The 15,334-nt window shown below is 58.3% G+C and carries 13 protein-coding genes; 6 read left to right on the top strand and 7 right to left on the bottom strand.

Going from position 1 to position 15,334, the window contains the following annotated elements; genetic code table 11:
- Positions 1-276 precede the first annotated feature (276 nt).
- From TU74_RS18820 to TU74_RS18810, 3 genes are all read left to right on the top strand, one after another.
- On the top strand, positions 277-594 hold the full coding sequence (locus TU74_RS18820) for a hypothetical protein (RefSeq protein ID WP_047291444.1): 318 nt from the start codon (positions 277-279) through the stop codon (positions 592-594).
- A gap of 611 nt (positions 595-1,205) precedes the next feature.
- Positions 1,206-1,487, top strand: coding sequence for a polyhydroxyalkanoic acid system family protein (locus TU74_RS18815; protein ID WP_047291446.1), 282 nt, complete (start codon positions 1,206-1,208; stop codon positions 1,485-1,487).
- 188 nt (positions 1,488-1,675) lie between these two features.
- On the top strand, positions 1,676-2,416 hold the full coding sequence (locus tag TU74_RS18810; RefSeq protein ID WP_048377333.1) for a phasin family protein: 741 nt from the start codon (positions 1,676-1,678) through the stop codon (positions 2,414-2,416).
- A 136-nt stretch (positions 2,417-2,552) separates the two neighbouring features.
- Here the strand turns inward: TU74_RS18810 and TU74_RS18805 are convergent, their stop codons facing one another.
- The 6 genes from TU74_RS18805 to TU74_RS18780 form a co-directional block, all read right to left on the bottom strand.
- Positions 2,553-2,924 (bottom strand): gamma-butyrobetaine hydroxylase family protein, encoded by a 372-nt coding sequence (locus tag TU74_RS18805; protein WP_420912170.1) that lies wholly within the window; start codon positions 2,922-2,924, stop codon positions 2,553-2,555.
- Between the two features lie 125 nt (positions 2,925-3,049).
- Positions 3,050-4,384: an ATP-dependent protease ATPase subunit HslU gene (gene hslU / locus TU74_RS18800; protein ID WP_047272982.1), complete on the bottom strand. Its 1,335-nt coding sequence runs from the start codon at positions 4,382-4,384 to the stop codon at positions 3,050-3,052.
- Between the two features lie 67 nt (positions 4,385-4,451).
- Positions 4,452-4,982 carry an ATP-dependent protease subunit HslV gene (gene hslV, locus TU74_RS18795; protein ID WP_016783176.1) on the bottom strand — a complete coding sequence of 177 codons (531 nt, stop codon included), beginning with the start codon at positions 4,980-4,982 and terminating at the stop codon, positions 4,452-4,454.
- A 174-nt stretch (positions 4,983-5,156) separates the two neighbouring features.
- Positions 5,157-5,849: an SPOR domain-containing protein gene (locus tag TU74_RS18790; protein WP_047272983.1), complete on the bottom strand. Its 693-nt coding sequence runs from the start codon at positions 5,847-5,849 to the stop codon at positions 5,157-5,159.
- 1 nt (position 5,850) lies between these two features.
- Complete coding sequence (argS, locus tag TU74_RS18785; protein ID WP_048377331.1) at positions 5,851-7,587, bottom strand: arginine--tRNA ligase; 1,737 nt, start codon at positions 7,585-7,587, stop codon at positions 5,851-5,853.
- Positions 7,588-7,796: 209 nt separating this feature from the next.
- On the bottom strand, positions 7,797-10,016 hold the full coding sequence (locus TU74_RS18780) for a primosomal protein N' (RefSeq protein WP_048377330.1): 2,220 nt from the start codon (positions 10,014-10,016) through the stop codon (positions 7,797-7,799).
- Positions 10,017-10,234: 218 nt separating this feature from the next.
- On the opposite strand from TU74_RS18780, the gene rpmE reads away from it, so the two are divergent.
- From rpmE to TU74_RS18765, 3 genes are all read left to right on the top strand, one after another.
- The gene (gene rpmE / locus TU74_RS18775; protein ID WP_047272986.1) at positions 10,235-10,462 is read left to right on the top strand and encodes a 50S ribosomal protein L31; all 228 of its coding nucleotides are present in this window, start codon (positions 10,235-10,237) and stop codon (positions 10,460-10,462) included.
- Between the two features lie 5 nt (positions 10,463-10,467).
- Positions 10,468-11,295, top strand: coding sequence for a thermonuclease family protein (locus TU74_RS18770; RefSeq protein WP_048377329.1), 828 nt, complete (start codon positions 10,468-10,470; stop codon positions 11,293-11,295).
- Between the two features lie 182 nt (positions 11,296-11,477).
- Complete coding sequence (locus TU74_RS18765; protein ID WP_047272988.1) at positions 11,478-12,746, top strand: malic enzyme-like NAD(P)-binding protein; 1,269 nt, start codon at positions 11,478-11,480, stop codon at positions 12,744-12,746.
- Between the two features lie 146 nt (positions 12,747-12,892).
- Here TU74_RS18765 and TU74_RS18760 read toward each other — a convergent pair whose 3' ends face one another.
- On the bottom strand, positions 12,893-15,316 hold the full coding sequence (locus TU74_RS18760) for a penicillin-binding protein 1A (protein ID WP_390898184.1): 2,424 nt from the start codon (positions 15,314-15,316) through the stop codon (positions 12,893-12,895).
- Positions 15,317-15,334 lie beyond the last annotated feature (18 nt).

Raw genomic sequence — 15,334 nt, 5'->3', positions numbered from 1 at the left:
GCGATATCAGCCATTTTTTGATGCATCGCTACAATTGGATTAGGCCTCATCAATTCAACGATGGGTTGGCTCCAGCGCGGGCCGAGGAAAAACTTAAAGTCGTGTCCGGGATAAGTTGACCACTACACTAACGATGGAAGTAGGCTTGAGAATTTTCTTAAGTGACTTATTTGTTTAAGTTTTATCGGGGCGGCATGAGGCGGGCTGTTCGTTTTGATAATGCTCTGTCAGTGGTTATTGTTTTTCAGGACTCAAAAACCACCATGGGATTATTAAATGTCTGTCTATCGTTATATGCTCGCGTACGGCCCTAAAATTGAACATAAAGAAGCGCTTGAAAAGTCACGGGCCCTTATCCATGCTTTCGTCAAAGATCGTGAACATCTACGAGTGGATGAGCAGCGCGGTGATGAAGACCTCACCAAATTTATTCTCCAAGACACCCAAGAAGCAGATGTCGGTAGCCTTATTGTTTATCGCAATAGTGTGATTTTTACCTTGGCTGGCCCCGTCGCCGAGAAAGATAACTGGCGTATGGAAATTGATGCGACGGATCTGATGGAAGAAGCCTTTCCGAATTCACGCCTGCATTAATTAACCCCTCGTCACGCTTTATCAACAACGCTATCCCTTCAATGGGATGGCGTTTTGTACGTTGCAGTGGGGGTTGACGCTGAGATGGGATGTATCGAAGGAGGAAGCGAAAGGCACAGAGAGCACGCCTGGCCCTGAGCGCTTCGCCAATGGATTAACCGCTGGCTGAAGCACAGGCCAGCAATGTTGGGTTTATAGAGGGATGTAAACGCGCATTGGTGCTCCAGGCGGTAGGTGGTTTTACTTTAAAGCGCTGTAAAGCATGAAGTTAAAACAGTGAAAGCTATGTCAAGTGCGTATTAGAGCGTTCGCCGTAAACAGGCAGTCAAATTGATGTATTTGTATGTTGGACAAGGGGCGCTACAGTTATTTATAGCGAATACAGCAATGGCTCATCAGTCAGTGTTTTGTTCGATTACAGTCGTGCTTGAGGCGGTTTGGTATTCGCCAATCCACAGTGATGTGGTTCTGAATGACTGTGTTATTCGCTCATGTGAACGCGAAATTGAAGTTATTAATATCGCATGAGGTTGCAGTAGTTGCTCTGCCGGGCGCCAGGATGGCGCGTGGTAATGTTAATTCACCCCTATAATTTTAAAAGGATGTTTGTTATGGCGAATGTAAAAATTACACGTGAGCATAATCTGGGTATTGCACAGGCTATGATCCGAGCGCGAGGCCTGGTCGATGGCTTGGCCGAGCAGTATGGTTTGAAAACCTCTTGGTCTGATAAAGGCGTGACGGTTAAACATGGAATGACCGGTATCACCGGGACGCTGGAAGTCTCCGAAAAAACGGTCACTGTGATTGTTGAACTGAATTTTCTGCAAAGCGCTTTCAAGGGCGTTATTGAGTCCACGATCAATTCGATCCTGGCGAAAGAACTGATTTAGGGCGTGGCGGCTTTAACGCTTGTTGTTTGAACACCATGGCCTTCGCAGGCCATGGTTTTAGCGCCCACCTCCGACCCTTGAAATACACGGCTTTAGCGTCTAAACCTGATGGAGGTGAACATTTTGTTCATCTTGATGATTCGACAGTTTGGCTACGGATGTCGCGACTGAACATTGAGGGGAACACGATGGCTGCTAAAAAACCGGCTGCATCTGCAAAAGCTGCACCTGCTAATGAAAGCCACTCATGGGTAGGCAAGGTAGAAGCGTATTCACGCAAAATCTGGCTGGCAGGCTTGGGTGTATATTCGAAAATTGATACCGACGGCAGCAAGCTGTTTGACAGTCTGGTCAAGGATGGCGAGAAAGCCGAGAAGCTGACTAAAGCGGCTGAACCCAAATCAACCAAGTCGTCCGCCCGTTCCAAGGTCGAGGATGTTAAAGAGTTGGCGCTGGGTAAATGGGGTGAACTGGAAGAGGCGTTTGATAAGCGTCTGAGCGGGGCAATTGCCCGGCTGGGTGTCCCCAGTCGCGATGAAGTGAAAGTGTTGCAGGCCAAAGTCGAGACGCTGACCAAGCACATTGAAAAGCTGTCAGCTGCCGCCGCCAAAGTGGCGGGGACCAAAGCACCGGTGGCCAGCAAACCGGCTTCTGCAAAGCCTGCGGCCAAACCGGTTGCGGCCAAAGCGGCGCCCGCCAGACCTGCCAGCAAAACCACAGCCAAACCAGCGGTTAAACCGGCAGCAAAACCTGCGCCCAAAAAAGCCCCTGCGTCTGCCAGTAAACCTGTGACAAAACCGGCAACGACTAAACCCGCTACACCCGCGGCTTCAAAGCCTGCCGCCAGCAAAAAACCGGCAGCGCCCAAAACCCCAGCCGTTTCAGCGCCTGCTGCTAGCGCGCCAAAAACGGAAACCCCGGCGTCCTGACGAGCAATGCGAGTCTGCGGCCAGTTTCATATGGCGTTACAGCGCAGCCTCGCAGTTTCCGACTGATGTCCGCTGCGTATGAAGCGTTGGCGACTACACAGGGTGAAATAGGGTCGAAGTGCGATAGCAGCGTTTTTCACAGCATCAATTTGACGATGGACTCGGACGGGTCGCGAGACTTTCCGGCTTTTTTCAGATCTGCCAGATACTCCGCCCAGAGTTCAGCTTGACGCTGCCCTAACTGGTACAGGTACTCCCACGTAAACAGCCCGCTGTCGTGGCCGTCATCAAAGGTGATCTTCAGTGCGTATTGCCCTGCGGGCTCGACGTGGCTGATACCTACATTGATCTTGCCAAATTGCAGGATTGGATTGCCGTGGCCTTGTACCTCGGCGGACGGTGAGTGCACGCGCAAGAATTCGGCAGGCAGATCGTGCTCCTCGCCCGAGGGGTACTTCAGCGTGAGTGTTTTCGAGGCTTTATGCAGGTTGATGGCGCTAGGAATCATGGTCATAACCTTTGGTCTTCACAAACACCGTAGCCGCTGGCGCGGGTTACGAACAGGCGTTAACCCGTTTCGTAACCTGCAGCAGCGGCTACAGGTGCCATGTTTGCCCTTGCGGGCCAGTGGACTTACAAGATGTAGCGCGACAGGTCTTCGTTTTCTGCCAACTCGCCCAAGTGGCTGTTGACGTACTCGGCGTCGATCCGGATCGGTTCATCTTTTTGCGCGCTGGCGATATCACCTGCACTGAAGGACACCTCTTCCAGCAGGCGCTCTAGCAGGGTGTGCAAACGGCGCGCACCGATGTTTTCGGTTTTTTCGTTCACCTTCCAGGCGATTTCGGCCAGACGCTTGATCCCTTCCGGCATGAACTCGATGTTCAGGCCTTCGGTTTTCAACAGCTCGCGGTATTGCTCGGTCAGCGAAGCATGCGGCTCGCTGAGGATGCGTTCGAAGTCTTCCGGCGACAGCGCTTTGAGTTCTACGCGGATCGGCAGACGGCCTTGCAGCTCAGGCACCAGGTCGCTGGGCTTGCTCAGGTGGAAGGCGCCCGAGGCAATGAACAGGATATGGTCAGTTTTGACCATGCCCAGCTTGGTGTTGACGGTGCAGCCTTCGATCAGCGGCAGCAGGTCACGCTGTACGCCTTCGCGGGAAACATCGGCGCCGCCCACGTTACCGCGCTTGGCCACTTTGTCGATTTCGTCGATGAACACAATGCCGTGTTGCTCAACGGCTTCCAGCGCTTTGGCTTTCAGTTCTTCGTCGTTCACCAGACGGCCGGCTTCTTCGTCACGCACCATTTTCAGGGCTTCTTTGACTTTCAGCTTGCGGCTCTTGCGCTTGCCTTTGCCCATGTTGGCAAACAGGCTCTGCAATTGGTTGGTCATTTCTTCCATGCCTGGGGGCGCGGAGATATCGACGCCAACGGCATCAGCCACTTCGATTTCGATCTCTTTGTCGTCCAGTTGGCCTTCACGCAGGCGCTTGCGGAACAGCTGGCGAGTGTTTGTGTCCTGCGGGGCAGCGGCTTCTTCGCCAAAGGTGCGCGCCGGTGGCAGCAGGGCGTCGAGGATGCGCTCTTCGGCCGCGTCTTCGGCACGGTGGCGAACTTTGACGATTTCCTGTTCCCGCAGCAATTTGATGGCAGCGTCTGCCAGATCACGAATGATCGACTCCACGTCGCGGCCCACATAGCCCACTTCCGTGAACTTGGTGGCTTCTACCTTGATGAACGGTGCATTGGCGAGTTTGGCCAGGCGACGTGCAATTTCGGTTTTACCGACACCGGTCGGGCCGATCATCAGGATGTTCTTGGGGGTCACTTCAACGCGCAGCTCTTCAGGGAGCTGCATGCGGCGCCAGCGGTTACGCAGCGCAATGGCGACGGCGCGTTTGGCATCGTCCTGGCCGATGATATGGCGATTGAGTTCGTGGACGATTTCGCGGGGGGTCATGGACATAGTAGTTGGCGTTCCTCTAGCTGAATGAAGGGCACATTCGGGTCGGTGAATTGACCCGGCAGGCGGCTTATTCGGCGAGGTCCTGCTCCTCGATAGTGATGTTGTGGTTGGTGAATACACAGATGTCGCCCGCGATGCCCAAAGCGGTTTCGGCAATTTCGCGGGCCGACAGCTCGGTTTTCATCAGCAGGGCGCGTGCAGCGGCTTGAGCGAATGCACCGCCCGAACCCATGGCGATCAAGCCGTCTTCGGGCTCAACCACATCACCGTTGCCCGTGATGATCAATGAAGCGTCTTTGTTGGCTACGGCCAGCATGGCTTCAAGGCGGCTCAGCGAGCGGTCGGTACGCCATTCTTTGGCCAACTCGACGGCAGCGCGAACCAGATGGCCCTGGTGTTTTTCCAGTTGGCCTTCAAAACGTTCGAAGAGGGTAAATGCATCAGCGGTGGCGCCAGCGAAACCGGCAATGACCTGACCGTGATAGAGACGACGGACTTTTTTCGCGTTGCCTTTCATGACGGTGTTGCCAAGTGAAACCTGGCCGTCGCCAGCCATGACAACTTTGCCGTGACGGCGTACTGAAACGATGGTGGTCAAGGGAAGAGTCTCCACGCAGCGGGGCGAAAATGCCTGATGGAGATACATATGGGGGTGCAGTCGAGTATTTCAACTGTGGGGAGGGAATGCGGATGAGTGGTGAACAAACAATCGCCCGTCAGCCGGCACCTGCAGATCTTGCGTGGGATCTGCGGGGCGCCGGGCTGGCGAGGGTTAGCGGCGCTGCTGTAGCAACAGGTTGCTAAAGCCGCTGCCCGCCAATTGCTTTTGGGCGACGGTGAGCTGGTCGCGGTTGCTGAACGGACCCACCAGCACGCGATACCAGGTTTCATCCTTCACTGTCCCGGCTTCCACCGTGGCGGTCTGGCCGAGCAGGATGATCTGTGCGCGCACCTTTTCCGCGTCTGCCTGCTTGCGGAACGAGCCCGCCTGCAAGAAGAACTTGGTGACCGGCGCTGCTTTGGCCACCGGTGGTGCAGGCGGTGGCGTGATGCCGCTCAATGCCGCCTGGGCACGCGCGGTGTCGATCTTGGCCGCCTCGGCCGGGGTCACGGGTGCCAGCGGCGCGGTTTGCGGCGTCGGCGGGGTTTTTTCCGGCACGGCTTCTGGCGGCACGATCACTTCAGACTCGGGCAGCAAGGTATAGAAGTCGTACTTTGGCTTGGCCGGCTGCGTCGGGCTTGGCGGTGTTTTATTGGCTTGTGCCGTTTGCGAAGCCTTCTGCTGCTCTTGCTTGACCCGTTTGACGTCGTCGCCCTTGCCGGGCTCGAGTTTCATCAGAAACACGATAAATGCGCCCACGGTCAGGCCGATGGCCATCCACAGCCAACCGGGAATCGGTTGTTTGGCGGGCGCCTGATACCGACTGGCGCCACGCTTGGGTGCAGGTTTTTTCTTGGCGGCCAACTTACATGCGCTCCAGAGTTTCCAGGCCCAGCAATTCCAGACCTTGCTTGAGGGTACGGCCCGCCAGGGCAGCCAGGCGCAGGCGGCTTTGCTTTTGTGTTTCGTCTTCTGCGTTCAGGATCGGGCAGTTCTCATAGAAGCTGGAGAACAGGCCTGCCACTTCGTACAGATAGGTACACAGAATGTGCGGCGTGCCTTTCTCGGCCACGTTGTTCAGCACCTCGCCGAACTGCGCCAGCTTGGCGGCCAGCTCCAGCTCTTGGGGTGCTTGCAGCACGATATGACCTTCAACTTCGTTGAAGTTTTTGCCCAGCTTGCGGAACACGCCCGCCACACGGGTGTACGCGTACAGCAAGTAAGGCGCGGTATTGCCTTCGAAGTTCAACATCAGATCGAAGTTGAAGCTGTAGTCGCTGGCACGGTGCTTGGACAAGTCGGCGTATTTGACCGCATCGATGCCGACCACTTTGGCGATGGCACGCAGTTCTTCTTCCGGCAGCTCCGGGTTTTTCTCTTTAACCAGCGTGTAGGCGCGTTCTTTGGCTTCGTTGAGCAGGTCGATCAGTTTTACCGTGCCACCGTCGCGGGTTTTGAAGGGGCGGCCGTCAGCGCCGTTCATGGTGCCGAAGCCCATGTGTTCCATGTCCATCGGGTGCGTCACGAAACCGGCCTTGCGCGCCACGGCAAACACTTGCTGGAAGTGCAGGGCCTGACGCTGGTCGACAAAGTACAGCGCGCGGTCGGCTTTCAGAACGCCGCTGCGGTAGCGGATGGCCGCCAGGTCAGTGGTGGCGTACAGGTAACCGCCGTCGGCCTTGACGATGATCACCGGCAGCGGCTCGCCTTCCGCGTTTTTGAACTCGTCGAGGAACACGCATTGTGCGCCGTTGCTCTCGACCAGCATGCCTTTGGCCTTGAGGTCGTTGACCACGTTGATCAGGTCGTCGTTGTAGGCGCTTTCACCCATCACGTCGGCCATGGTCAGTTTCACGTTCAGCAGTTCGTAGATCTTCTGGCAGTGCGACAGCGAGATGTCCTTGAACTTGGACCACAGCGCCAGGCAGTCCGGGTCGCCGGCTTGCAGCTTGACCACCAGGCTACGGGCACGGTCGGCGAACTCCGGCGACTCGTCAAAACGCTGTTTGGCGGCACGGTAGAAGTTTTCGAGGTCAGACAGCTCGTCGCTGGTGATCGGGTTTTCTTCCAGATAAGCCATCAGCATGCCGAACTGGGTGCCCCAGTCGCCCACGTGATTCTGACGGATCACTTCATCGCCAAGGAATTCCAGCACGCGCGCCACGCCGTCACCAATGATGGTCGAGCGCAGGTGGCCGACGTGCATCTCTTTGGCCAGGTTGGGGGCGGACATGTCGATGACCGTGCGCATGGCCGGGGTGGCCTTGCGCACGCCGATTTTCTCGTCGGCCAGCGCGGTGTCGAGACGCGATGCCAGCGCCTGGGTGTTCTGGAAGAAGTTCAGGAAGCCGGGGCCGGCGATTTCAGTCTTGCTGATCTGCTCATCGGCCGGCAGGGCAGCGATGATTTTTTCAGCCAGGTCGCGCGGCTTCATGCCAGCAGGCTTGGCCAGCATCATGGCGATGTTGCTGGCGAAGTCACCGTGGGTTTTGTCACGGGCGTTTTCCACCTGAATCGCTGGCGTCAGGCCTTCAGGCAACACACCTTCTGTGACGAGTTGAGCAAGGGCTTGTTGAATAAGCTGGCGAATGGTGTCTTTCATGGTCTTCTCTTTCGACCGCAAGCGCGGTAGCGCTTCAGTGCGCAGGTGGAAAAACTGGGCATTATCCGTTGCCGGGTCGGCCTTGCCAACCTTGGCAGTCGGGTAATGGATCTGTGGTGACGATCCTTGCGTGATCCGGGATCCATTCACACCTTTAAGGGTGCCTATATAGATAGGGGTGCAGTTGCTCTCGATCAACGACTGTGCGGTCAATAGAGGTCAACCGGATCAACGTCCAGCGACCAGCGCACTTGTCGCCCGGCGGGCATTTGTTCGAGCACCAGCAGCCATTGATTCAGCAACCGGTGCAACGGCGCGCGGGCGTTGGCCTGCAACAGCAATTGCGCGCGGTAGCGCCCGGCCCGGCGTTCCATTGGCGCGGGCACCGGGCCGAGCAGTTCGACACCGGTCAGGTTCAGCTCACCCAGCAGGCGCTCTGCCTCGCTGCACGCTTGATCCAGAAACCCTTCGGCCTGCCCCGGTTTATGCGCTTCGGCCCGCAACAAGGCCAGGTGCGCGAACGGCGGCAACCCGGCCGCGCGGCGTTCACTGAGCGCTTGCTCGGCAAAGGCGAAGTAGCCTTGCTCCGTCAGCTGGATCAGCAACGGGTGGTCGGCCAAGTGGGTCTGGATAATCACCTTGCCCGGCTCCTCGGCGCGTCCGGCGCGTCCGGCCACCTGCACAATCAACTGCGCCATGCGCTCACTGGCGCGGAAGTCGCCGGAAAACAAACCGCCATCGGCGTCCAGGATCGACACCAGCGTGACCCGCGGGAAGTGGTGGCCTTTGGCGAGCATTTGCGTGCCGATCAAAATGCACGGCTTGCCTTTCTGGATGGTGGCAAACAGTTGGTTCATCGCATCTTTGCGCGAGGTGCTGTCCCGGTCGACGCGCAGCACCGGGTAATCCGGGAACAGAATACCCAGCCGCTCTTCGGCACGCTCGGTGCCTGCGCCGACGGGGCGCAAGTCAACCTTGGCGCATTGCGGGCAGTTGCGCGGGACGCGTTCGACATAGCCGCAATGGTGGCACCGCAACTCGCCCGAGCGCTGGTGAACCGTCATGCGTGCGTCGCAACGCTGGCATTCCGACATCCAGCCGCAATCGTGGCACAGCAGTGTGGGGGCAAAACCCCGGCGATTGAGAAACACCAGCACTTGCTGGCCTGCTGCCAGCGTCTGCCCAATGGCTTGTTGCATCGGGCCGGAAATACCGCTGTCCAGCGGACGGCTTTTTACATCAAGTCGCAGGAAGCGCGGTTGTTTGGCTCCCCCCGCGCGTTCATTGAGGCGCAGCAACCCATAACGGCCGGTGTAGGCGTTATGCAGACTTTCGAGCGACGGGGTGGCAGATCCGAGCACGATCGGAATGTTTTCCTGTCGTGCGCGCACCAGTGCCAGATCACGGGCGTGGTAACGCAAGCCTTCCTGCTGTTTATAAGAGCCGTCGTGTTCTTCATCGATGATGATCAGCCCCGGGTTTTTCATCGGGGTGAACAGTGCCGAGCGGGTGCCAATAATAATGTCGGCTTCGCCATCTCGCGCGGCCAGCCAGCTTTCAAGGCGCTCACGGTCATTGACCGCCGAATGCACCAGCGCGATGCGCGCATTGAAGCGTTGCTCGAAGCGGGCCAGGGTTTGCGGGCCGAGGTTGATCTCCGGGATCAGCACCAGCGCTTGCTTGCCGGCTTCCAGGGTCTCGCGGATCAGTTGCAAATACACTTCGGTCTTGCCGCTGCCCGTTACCCCGGCCAGCAAAAATGCATGAAAACTGCCGAGCCCGGCGTGGATGGCCTCATACGCGGCCCGTTGCTCGTTGTTGAGCGGCAGTTCGGGCTGCGCCAGCCAGTGTTCGTGGCGCTGGCTTGGCGCATGACGGCAGATTTCAACGGTGACCAGCTCTTTGGCCAGCAACAGGTCCAGACTGTCTTTGCTCAGCATCAACTTGCTCAACAGCGCGTGCGCAACGCCATGGGGGTGCTGCGCCAAGGTCGCCAGTGCCTCCCGCTGACGGGGTGCGCGGGCGATGCGCGGGTCGTCCAGGCGAGCACCGGGGGCCACCTGCCAAAAGCGTTCCTGACGCGCTTCGGCCAATTCGCCCTGACGCAACAGTACCGGCAATGCCCAGCTCAGGGTGTCGCCCAGGCTGTGCTGGTAGTACTGCGACGTCCACAGGCACAGTTTGAACAGCGAAGGGGGCAGGGGCGCGGTGGTGTCGAGCAGCGCAATCGCGGGCTTGAGCTTATCGGCGGGCACATCGCTGTGATCGACCACTTCAACCAATATGCCAATCATCTCGCGTCGACCGAACGGCACCCGCAAGCGCATGCCCGGCTGCAACTGATCGCGGCGCACGCCCGCAGGCGCCCGGTAATCAAACAAGCGGCGCAAAGGGGAAGGCAGGGCAAGGCGCAAAATGGCGTCGGGCACGCGAGGCTCTCAAGTGATGAACGGCAAAGATGGCCCGCAGACTAGCAGACAACGTACTTGGGGACTAAAAGGCAGGCCGTTTAAAGCGCAATGATTTTGGAAGGAGCATGCTTGGCCGCTTGCGTCAATGCAAAGGTCTGGTATTATCGGCGCCCTAAATTTACGTGCGGTATTCAACAATGGTGTTGAGTGGCGGCACGCTAGCCTGAGGAATACCCATGAAAGCCGATATCCATCCAGCGTACGAAGTGATCGAAGTAACTTGCAGCTGCGGCAACAAGTTCGAAACCCGTTCGAACCTGTGCAAGCCACTGAACACTGACGTATGCAACGAGTGCCACCCGTTCTACACCGGTAAGCAGAAAACTCTGGACGTTGGCGGTCGTGTTGATCGTTTCAAAACTCGTTTCGGTGCTTTCGGTACTACCAAAAAAGCCGCCGAGTAAGGCGTATGACTCTGGACAGGCTCTTGGGTCTGACCGGGTTATTGAAAAAGGCGTCCCTTGCGGGCGCCTTTTTTGTGCCCGCGATTTGGCTTTCTTCGGTTCAGGCCGAGGTGTTGTGCCCGGCGCCGCGTGCGGTCACGCCCGCTCAGGTCGAGCGCGTGGTCGATGGCGACACCTTGCGGCTCAAAGACGGACGCAGTGTGCGCATGATTGGCCTTAATGCGCCGGAGACCGGTAAAAAGGGGCAAAGCGCCGAGCCTTATGCGGATGCGGCCCGCAAGCGTTTGCAGGCGCTGGTGGCGCGCAGCGACGGGCGGGTCGGGGTGCTGGCGGGCAAGCAACCCAAGGACCGCTACGGTCGCACGCTTGCCCACGTATTCGGCGCAGATGGCAGCAATTTCGAAGCGCAATTGCTGGCCGACGGCTTGGCGTATCAGGTGGCGATTGCGCCCAACGTAGAGCTGCTGGCTTGCCAACAAACGGCTGAACAGCGCGCGCGTTCGGCGGGGGCGGGGCTGTGGCGGCATTCGCCGGTGCTGGCGCCGTCGCAAATCAGTCGCTCGGGCTTCTTGCTGGTGAGCGGTACGGTGAGCAAGGTGCAACGCAATCGCGGTGGGCTCTGGATCGACCTGGAAGGGGGATTGGTGCTGCACATTGCACCCAATCATCTGGCCAGTTTCGACCCAAAAACCTTATCCGGTTTACAAGGGACGCAGCTTGAGGCGCGTGGCTGGGTACTTGATCGCTCGCGCCGGGGCGGTTTGAAAGCGGGGCAGGCACGCTGGATGTTGCCTTTGACGCATCCGGGGATGCTGAAAGTCGTTTCTCGCTAAAAAATTGTAGACAATTTTAAATGTGGATTGTGAACACTCAAGCCCTTGCGGGCTGCGGCTCTTGGCCCAAAGTCGTAGGGTAAAGCCCTTGACACTGCTGACCGGCCAGTCTTGTCGGGACTTTGCGACACGCGTATGCTCGGCGATCCGTCTGTCCAACAGCAAAAAAGCGGAATGCCCACATGTCTGATTTGAAAACCGCCGCTCTCGAATATCATGCCCAGCCCCGTCCAGGGAAACTGAGTGTCGAGCTCACCAAGCCCACCGCAACTGCCCGCGATCTCGCGTTGGCCTACAGCCCGGGTGTAGCCGAACCAGTGCGCGAAATCGCCCGCGATCCCGAGCTGGCCTACAAGTACACCGGCAAGGGCAACCTGGTTGCCGTTATTTCTGACGGTACCGCCATTCTGGGCCTGGGTAACCTGGGTCCGTTGGCTTCCAAACCTGTGATGGAAGGCAAGGGCGTCCTGTTCAAGCGCTTCGCCGGTATCGATGTGTTCGATATCGAAGTCGATTCCGAGAGCCCACAGGCTTTCATCGATACCGTTAAACGCATTTCCATCACCTTCGGCGGTATCAACCTCGAAGACATCAAGGCCCCTGAGTGCTTTGAGATCGAACGTGCGCTGATCGAGCAGTGCGACATCCCGGTATTCCATGATGACCAGCACGGCACCGCGATCGTGACCGCAGCCGGCATGATCAATGCCCTGGAAATCGCCGGTAAAACCCTGTCTGACGCCAAAATCGTCTGCCTGGGCGCTGGTGCGGCCGCCATCTCCTGCATGAAATTGCTGGTGAGCATGGGTGCAACCATCGAAAACATCTTCATGGTTGACCGTACCGGTGTGATTCACTCCGGCCGTGATGACCTGAACCAGTACAAGGCAGTGTTTGCTCACGCCACCGAGAAGCGTTCCCTGGCCGATGCCCTGGAAGGCGCTGACGTGTTTGTCGGCCTGTCGGGTCCTAACCTGCTGAGCGCTGAAGGCCTGAAGTCCATGGCGGCCAACCCGATCGTGTTCGCCTGCTCGAACCCGGATCCGGAAATCGCCCCGGAACTGGCGCACGCCACCCGTGACGACGTCATCATGGCCACCGGCCGTTCGGACTACCCGAACCAGGTCAACAACGTGTTGGGTTTCCCGTTCATCTTCCGTGGGGCACTGGACGTTCGCGCCAAGCGCATCAACGAAGAGATGAAGATCGCTGCGGCCAACGCCCTGCGCGAACTGGCCAAACTGCCAGTGCCACAGGACGTGTGTGACGCCTACGGCGGCATCAAGCTGGAATTCGGTCGTGAGTACATCATTCCTAAACCAATGGACGCTCGCCTGATCACCGTGATCTCCGATGCTGTGGCTAAAGCCGCCATCGAGACCGGCGTTGCCACCCTGCCGTACCCGAAGAACTACCCGCTTAAAAGCGTGGATGACGTGTTCAACGGCTAAGGTTCGACAGCGCTAAACAAAAAGCCCCGGCACGCGAGTGTCGGGGCTTTTTTGGTTCTGCGAGAAAGGGCATGGCCCAGGCGGGCGGTTTGTCAGCATGAGAGGCCGACCCCGAAGGGTGCGGCCTCTGGCGAAGGGTGATGCCGTCAGAACAAGTCGATCGGGGCGCCATCCTCTGCGGGCAGCGGGCTGCCCGGTGCAACGCCATTGCCCAACTCGCTGTTGGACGGCGGCGTGTCTTCGCTTTTAAACAGCTCGAAGTACGCGCCCGGTGTACCTGGCGACGCCACGCGGCCGCTGATCGGGTCAACCCGCAGGCTGAGAATCCCTTCAGGTTCGGCCTGGGTGTGAGGCGGCTTGTCTTTCAGTGCGCCGCCCATGTAGTTGATCCAGATCGGTAGCGCCACCGTGCCGCCGTATTCGCGACGACCGAGGCTTTCGGGCTGGTCGAAGCCGGTCCACACCGTGGTCACGTAATCGGCGTTATAGCCCGAGAACCACGCATCCTTGGATTCGTTGGTCGTCCCGGTTTTACCGGCCAGATCGGTACGCCCCAGCGACAAGGCGCGGCGGCCAGTGCCGAGCTTGATCACGTCTTGCAGCATGCTGGTCAGGATGTACGTGGTGCGCCCGTCTACGATGCGCTCGGCCACGGCCTGGGTTTCAGTGGTCGGCAAGCCCGGCGCGGCATTGAGGGTGTCGATGGTCAGCGCTTCGGCTTCGGGCGGCACGTCTTTGCGGGCCTCTTTAGGCACGCTCGGCGGGTTGGCCACGAACAGGGTCTCGCCGTTACGGCTTTCAACCTTGTCGATCAGGTACGGGGTGATTTTATAACCGCCGTTGGCAAAGGTGCTCCAGCCCATGGCGATCTCCATGGGCGTCAAGGTCGCGGTCCCCAGTGCCAGCGACAGGTTGCGCGGCAAGTCCTGTTTGCTGAAACCGAATTTGCTGATGTAGTCGACCGTCTTGTCGACGCCCAGGCTTTGCAGCAGGCGGATCGACACCAGGTTGCGCGACTTGTACAGCGCTTCACGCACGCGGATAGGGCCGAGGAAGGTGTTGTTGTCGTTTTTCGGCCGCCAGACTTTGTCCTGGTAGTCGTCAACAAACACAATCGGCGCATCGTTCACCAGCGTGGCGGCCGTGTAGCCGTTATCCAGTGCTGCGCTATAAATGAAAGGCTTGAAACTTGAACCTGGCTGGCGCTTGGCCTGCATTGCACGGTTGTAGTTGCTCTGCTCAAACGCGAACCCGCCCACCAAGGCGCGGATGGCTCCATTGTTGGGGTCAAGTGAAACCAGCGCGCCTTGTACGGTCGGCACCTGGCTGAACTTGAAACTGCCGTCGGCTTGCGGCTGGACGCGAATCAGATCGCCCACCTGCGCCACGTCGGCTGGCTGTTTGGGCAACGGGCCCATGCTGTTGGTGTTCAGGAAGCGTCGCGCCCACTTCATGCTGTCCCAGCTCACGCGGCCTTCACCCGTGCGGGTCAGGACATGTAAGCCATCTTTGTCGACTTCAGTCACGATGGCTGGCTCAAGGCCGCTAATCGAGCGCTGCTTGGCCAGCTCTTGCTTCCAGACCGCCAGCGTCTTGCCGGGCAAGCGCGACTCAGGGCCGCGATAGCCGTGGCGCTGGTCGTAGGTGATCAGCCCGTCTTCGACGGACTTGTTGGCCAGTTCCTGCAGGTCACTCGGCACCGTGGTAGTGACGCGATAACCTTCGGTGTAGGCCTCGCTGCCATAACGACCGACCATTTCGGCACGGGCCATTTCAGCAATGTAAGGGGCGTTCACTTCCGGGGTCGGCACGTGATAACTGGCGTTGACCGGTTCGGCAATCGCTGCTTCGTAGCTGGCCTGGTCGATTTTACCCAGCTTGTACATGCGGCCCAGAATCCAGTCGCGACGTTCTTTACTGCGTACCGGGTTGGCCAGCGGGTTGAAGCGCGAGGGGGCTTTGGGCAGGCCAGCGATCATCGCCATCTGCGCCAGGCTCAAGTCGCGGATCGATTTGCCGTAATACACCTGGGCGGCCGATTCGATGCCGTAGGCGCGGTTGCCCAGGTAAATCTTGTTCACGTACAGCTCAAGGATTTCGTCCTTGGTCAGCTCGCGTTCGATTTGCAGTGCCAACAGAATTTCGTTGGTTTTGCGGGAAAAACTCCGCTCACTGGATAGGAAATAGTTCTTCGCCACCTGCATCGTGATGGTGCTGCCACCCGATTGTATGTGTCCGCTTTTTACCAACTGGGTCGCGGCACGCATCAGGCTGCTCGGGTCGACCCCGTAATGATTGGCGAAGTTGTCATCTTCGGCCGACAGCAATGCATTGATGAAGTTGGGGGGAATGTCGGCGAACTTGATCGGAGAGCGGCGCATTTCGCCAAACTCTGCGATTAACTTTCCGTCGCTGGTGTAGACCCGCAAAGGAATCTGCAACTGGATGCTTCTCAACGACTCTACGGACGGCAAGCCAGGACTAAGATAGAGAAACGCGCCACTCAACCCGAGCACGAGCCCGCAGATCACAGCAACGAATGACCACCCGAAAAACTTCAGCAGACGAATCAAGGCTTTTGGATTTCC

Origin of the sequence: Pseudomonas lundensis, from assembly GCF_001042985.1 — a bacterium.
Taxonomy (GTDB): domain Bacteria; phylum Pseudomonadota; class Gammaproteobacteria; order Pseudomonadales; family Pseudomonadaceae; genus Aquipseudomonas; species Aquipseudomonas lundensis.
This window is presented reverse-complemented; position numbering and strand designations above follow the sequence as displayed.

Coding starts and splice junctions, on each gene's coding strand:
- TU74_RS18810 (WP_048377333.1), top strand. CDS start 1,676: ATGGCTGCTAAAAAACCGGCTGCATCTGCAAAAGCTGCACCTGCTAAT.
- TU74_RS18770 (WP_048377329.1), top strand. CDS start 10,468: ATGACTCTGGACAGGCTCTTGGGTCTGACCGGGTTATTGAAAAAGGCG.
- TU74_RS18815 (WP_047291446.1), top strand. CDS start 1,206: ATGGCGAATGTAAAAATTACACGTGAGCATAATCTGGGTATTGCACAG.
- argS (WP_048377331.1), bottom strand. CDS start 7,587: ATGAAAGACACCATTCGCCAGCTTATTCAACAAGCCCTTGCTCAACTC.
- hslU (WP_047272982.1), bottom strand. CDS start 4,384: ATGTCCATGACCCCCCGCGAAATCGTCCACGAACTCAATCGCCATATC.
- TU74_RS18765 (WP_047272988.1), top strand. CDS start 11,478: ATGTCTGATTTGAAAACCGCCGCTCTCGAATATCATGCCCAGCCCCGT.
- rpmE (WP_047272986.1), top strand. CDS start 10,235: ATGAAAGCCGATATCCATCCAGCGTACGAAGTGATCGAAGTAACTTGC.
- TU74_RS18820 (WP_047291444.1), top strand. CDS start 277: ATGTCTGTCTATCGTTATATGCTCGCGTACGGCCCTAAAATTGAACAT.
- TU74_RS18805 (WP_420912170.1), bottom strand. CDS start 2,924: ATGATTCCTAGCGCCATCAACCTGCATAAAGCCTCGAAAACACTCACG.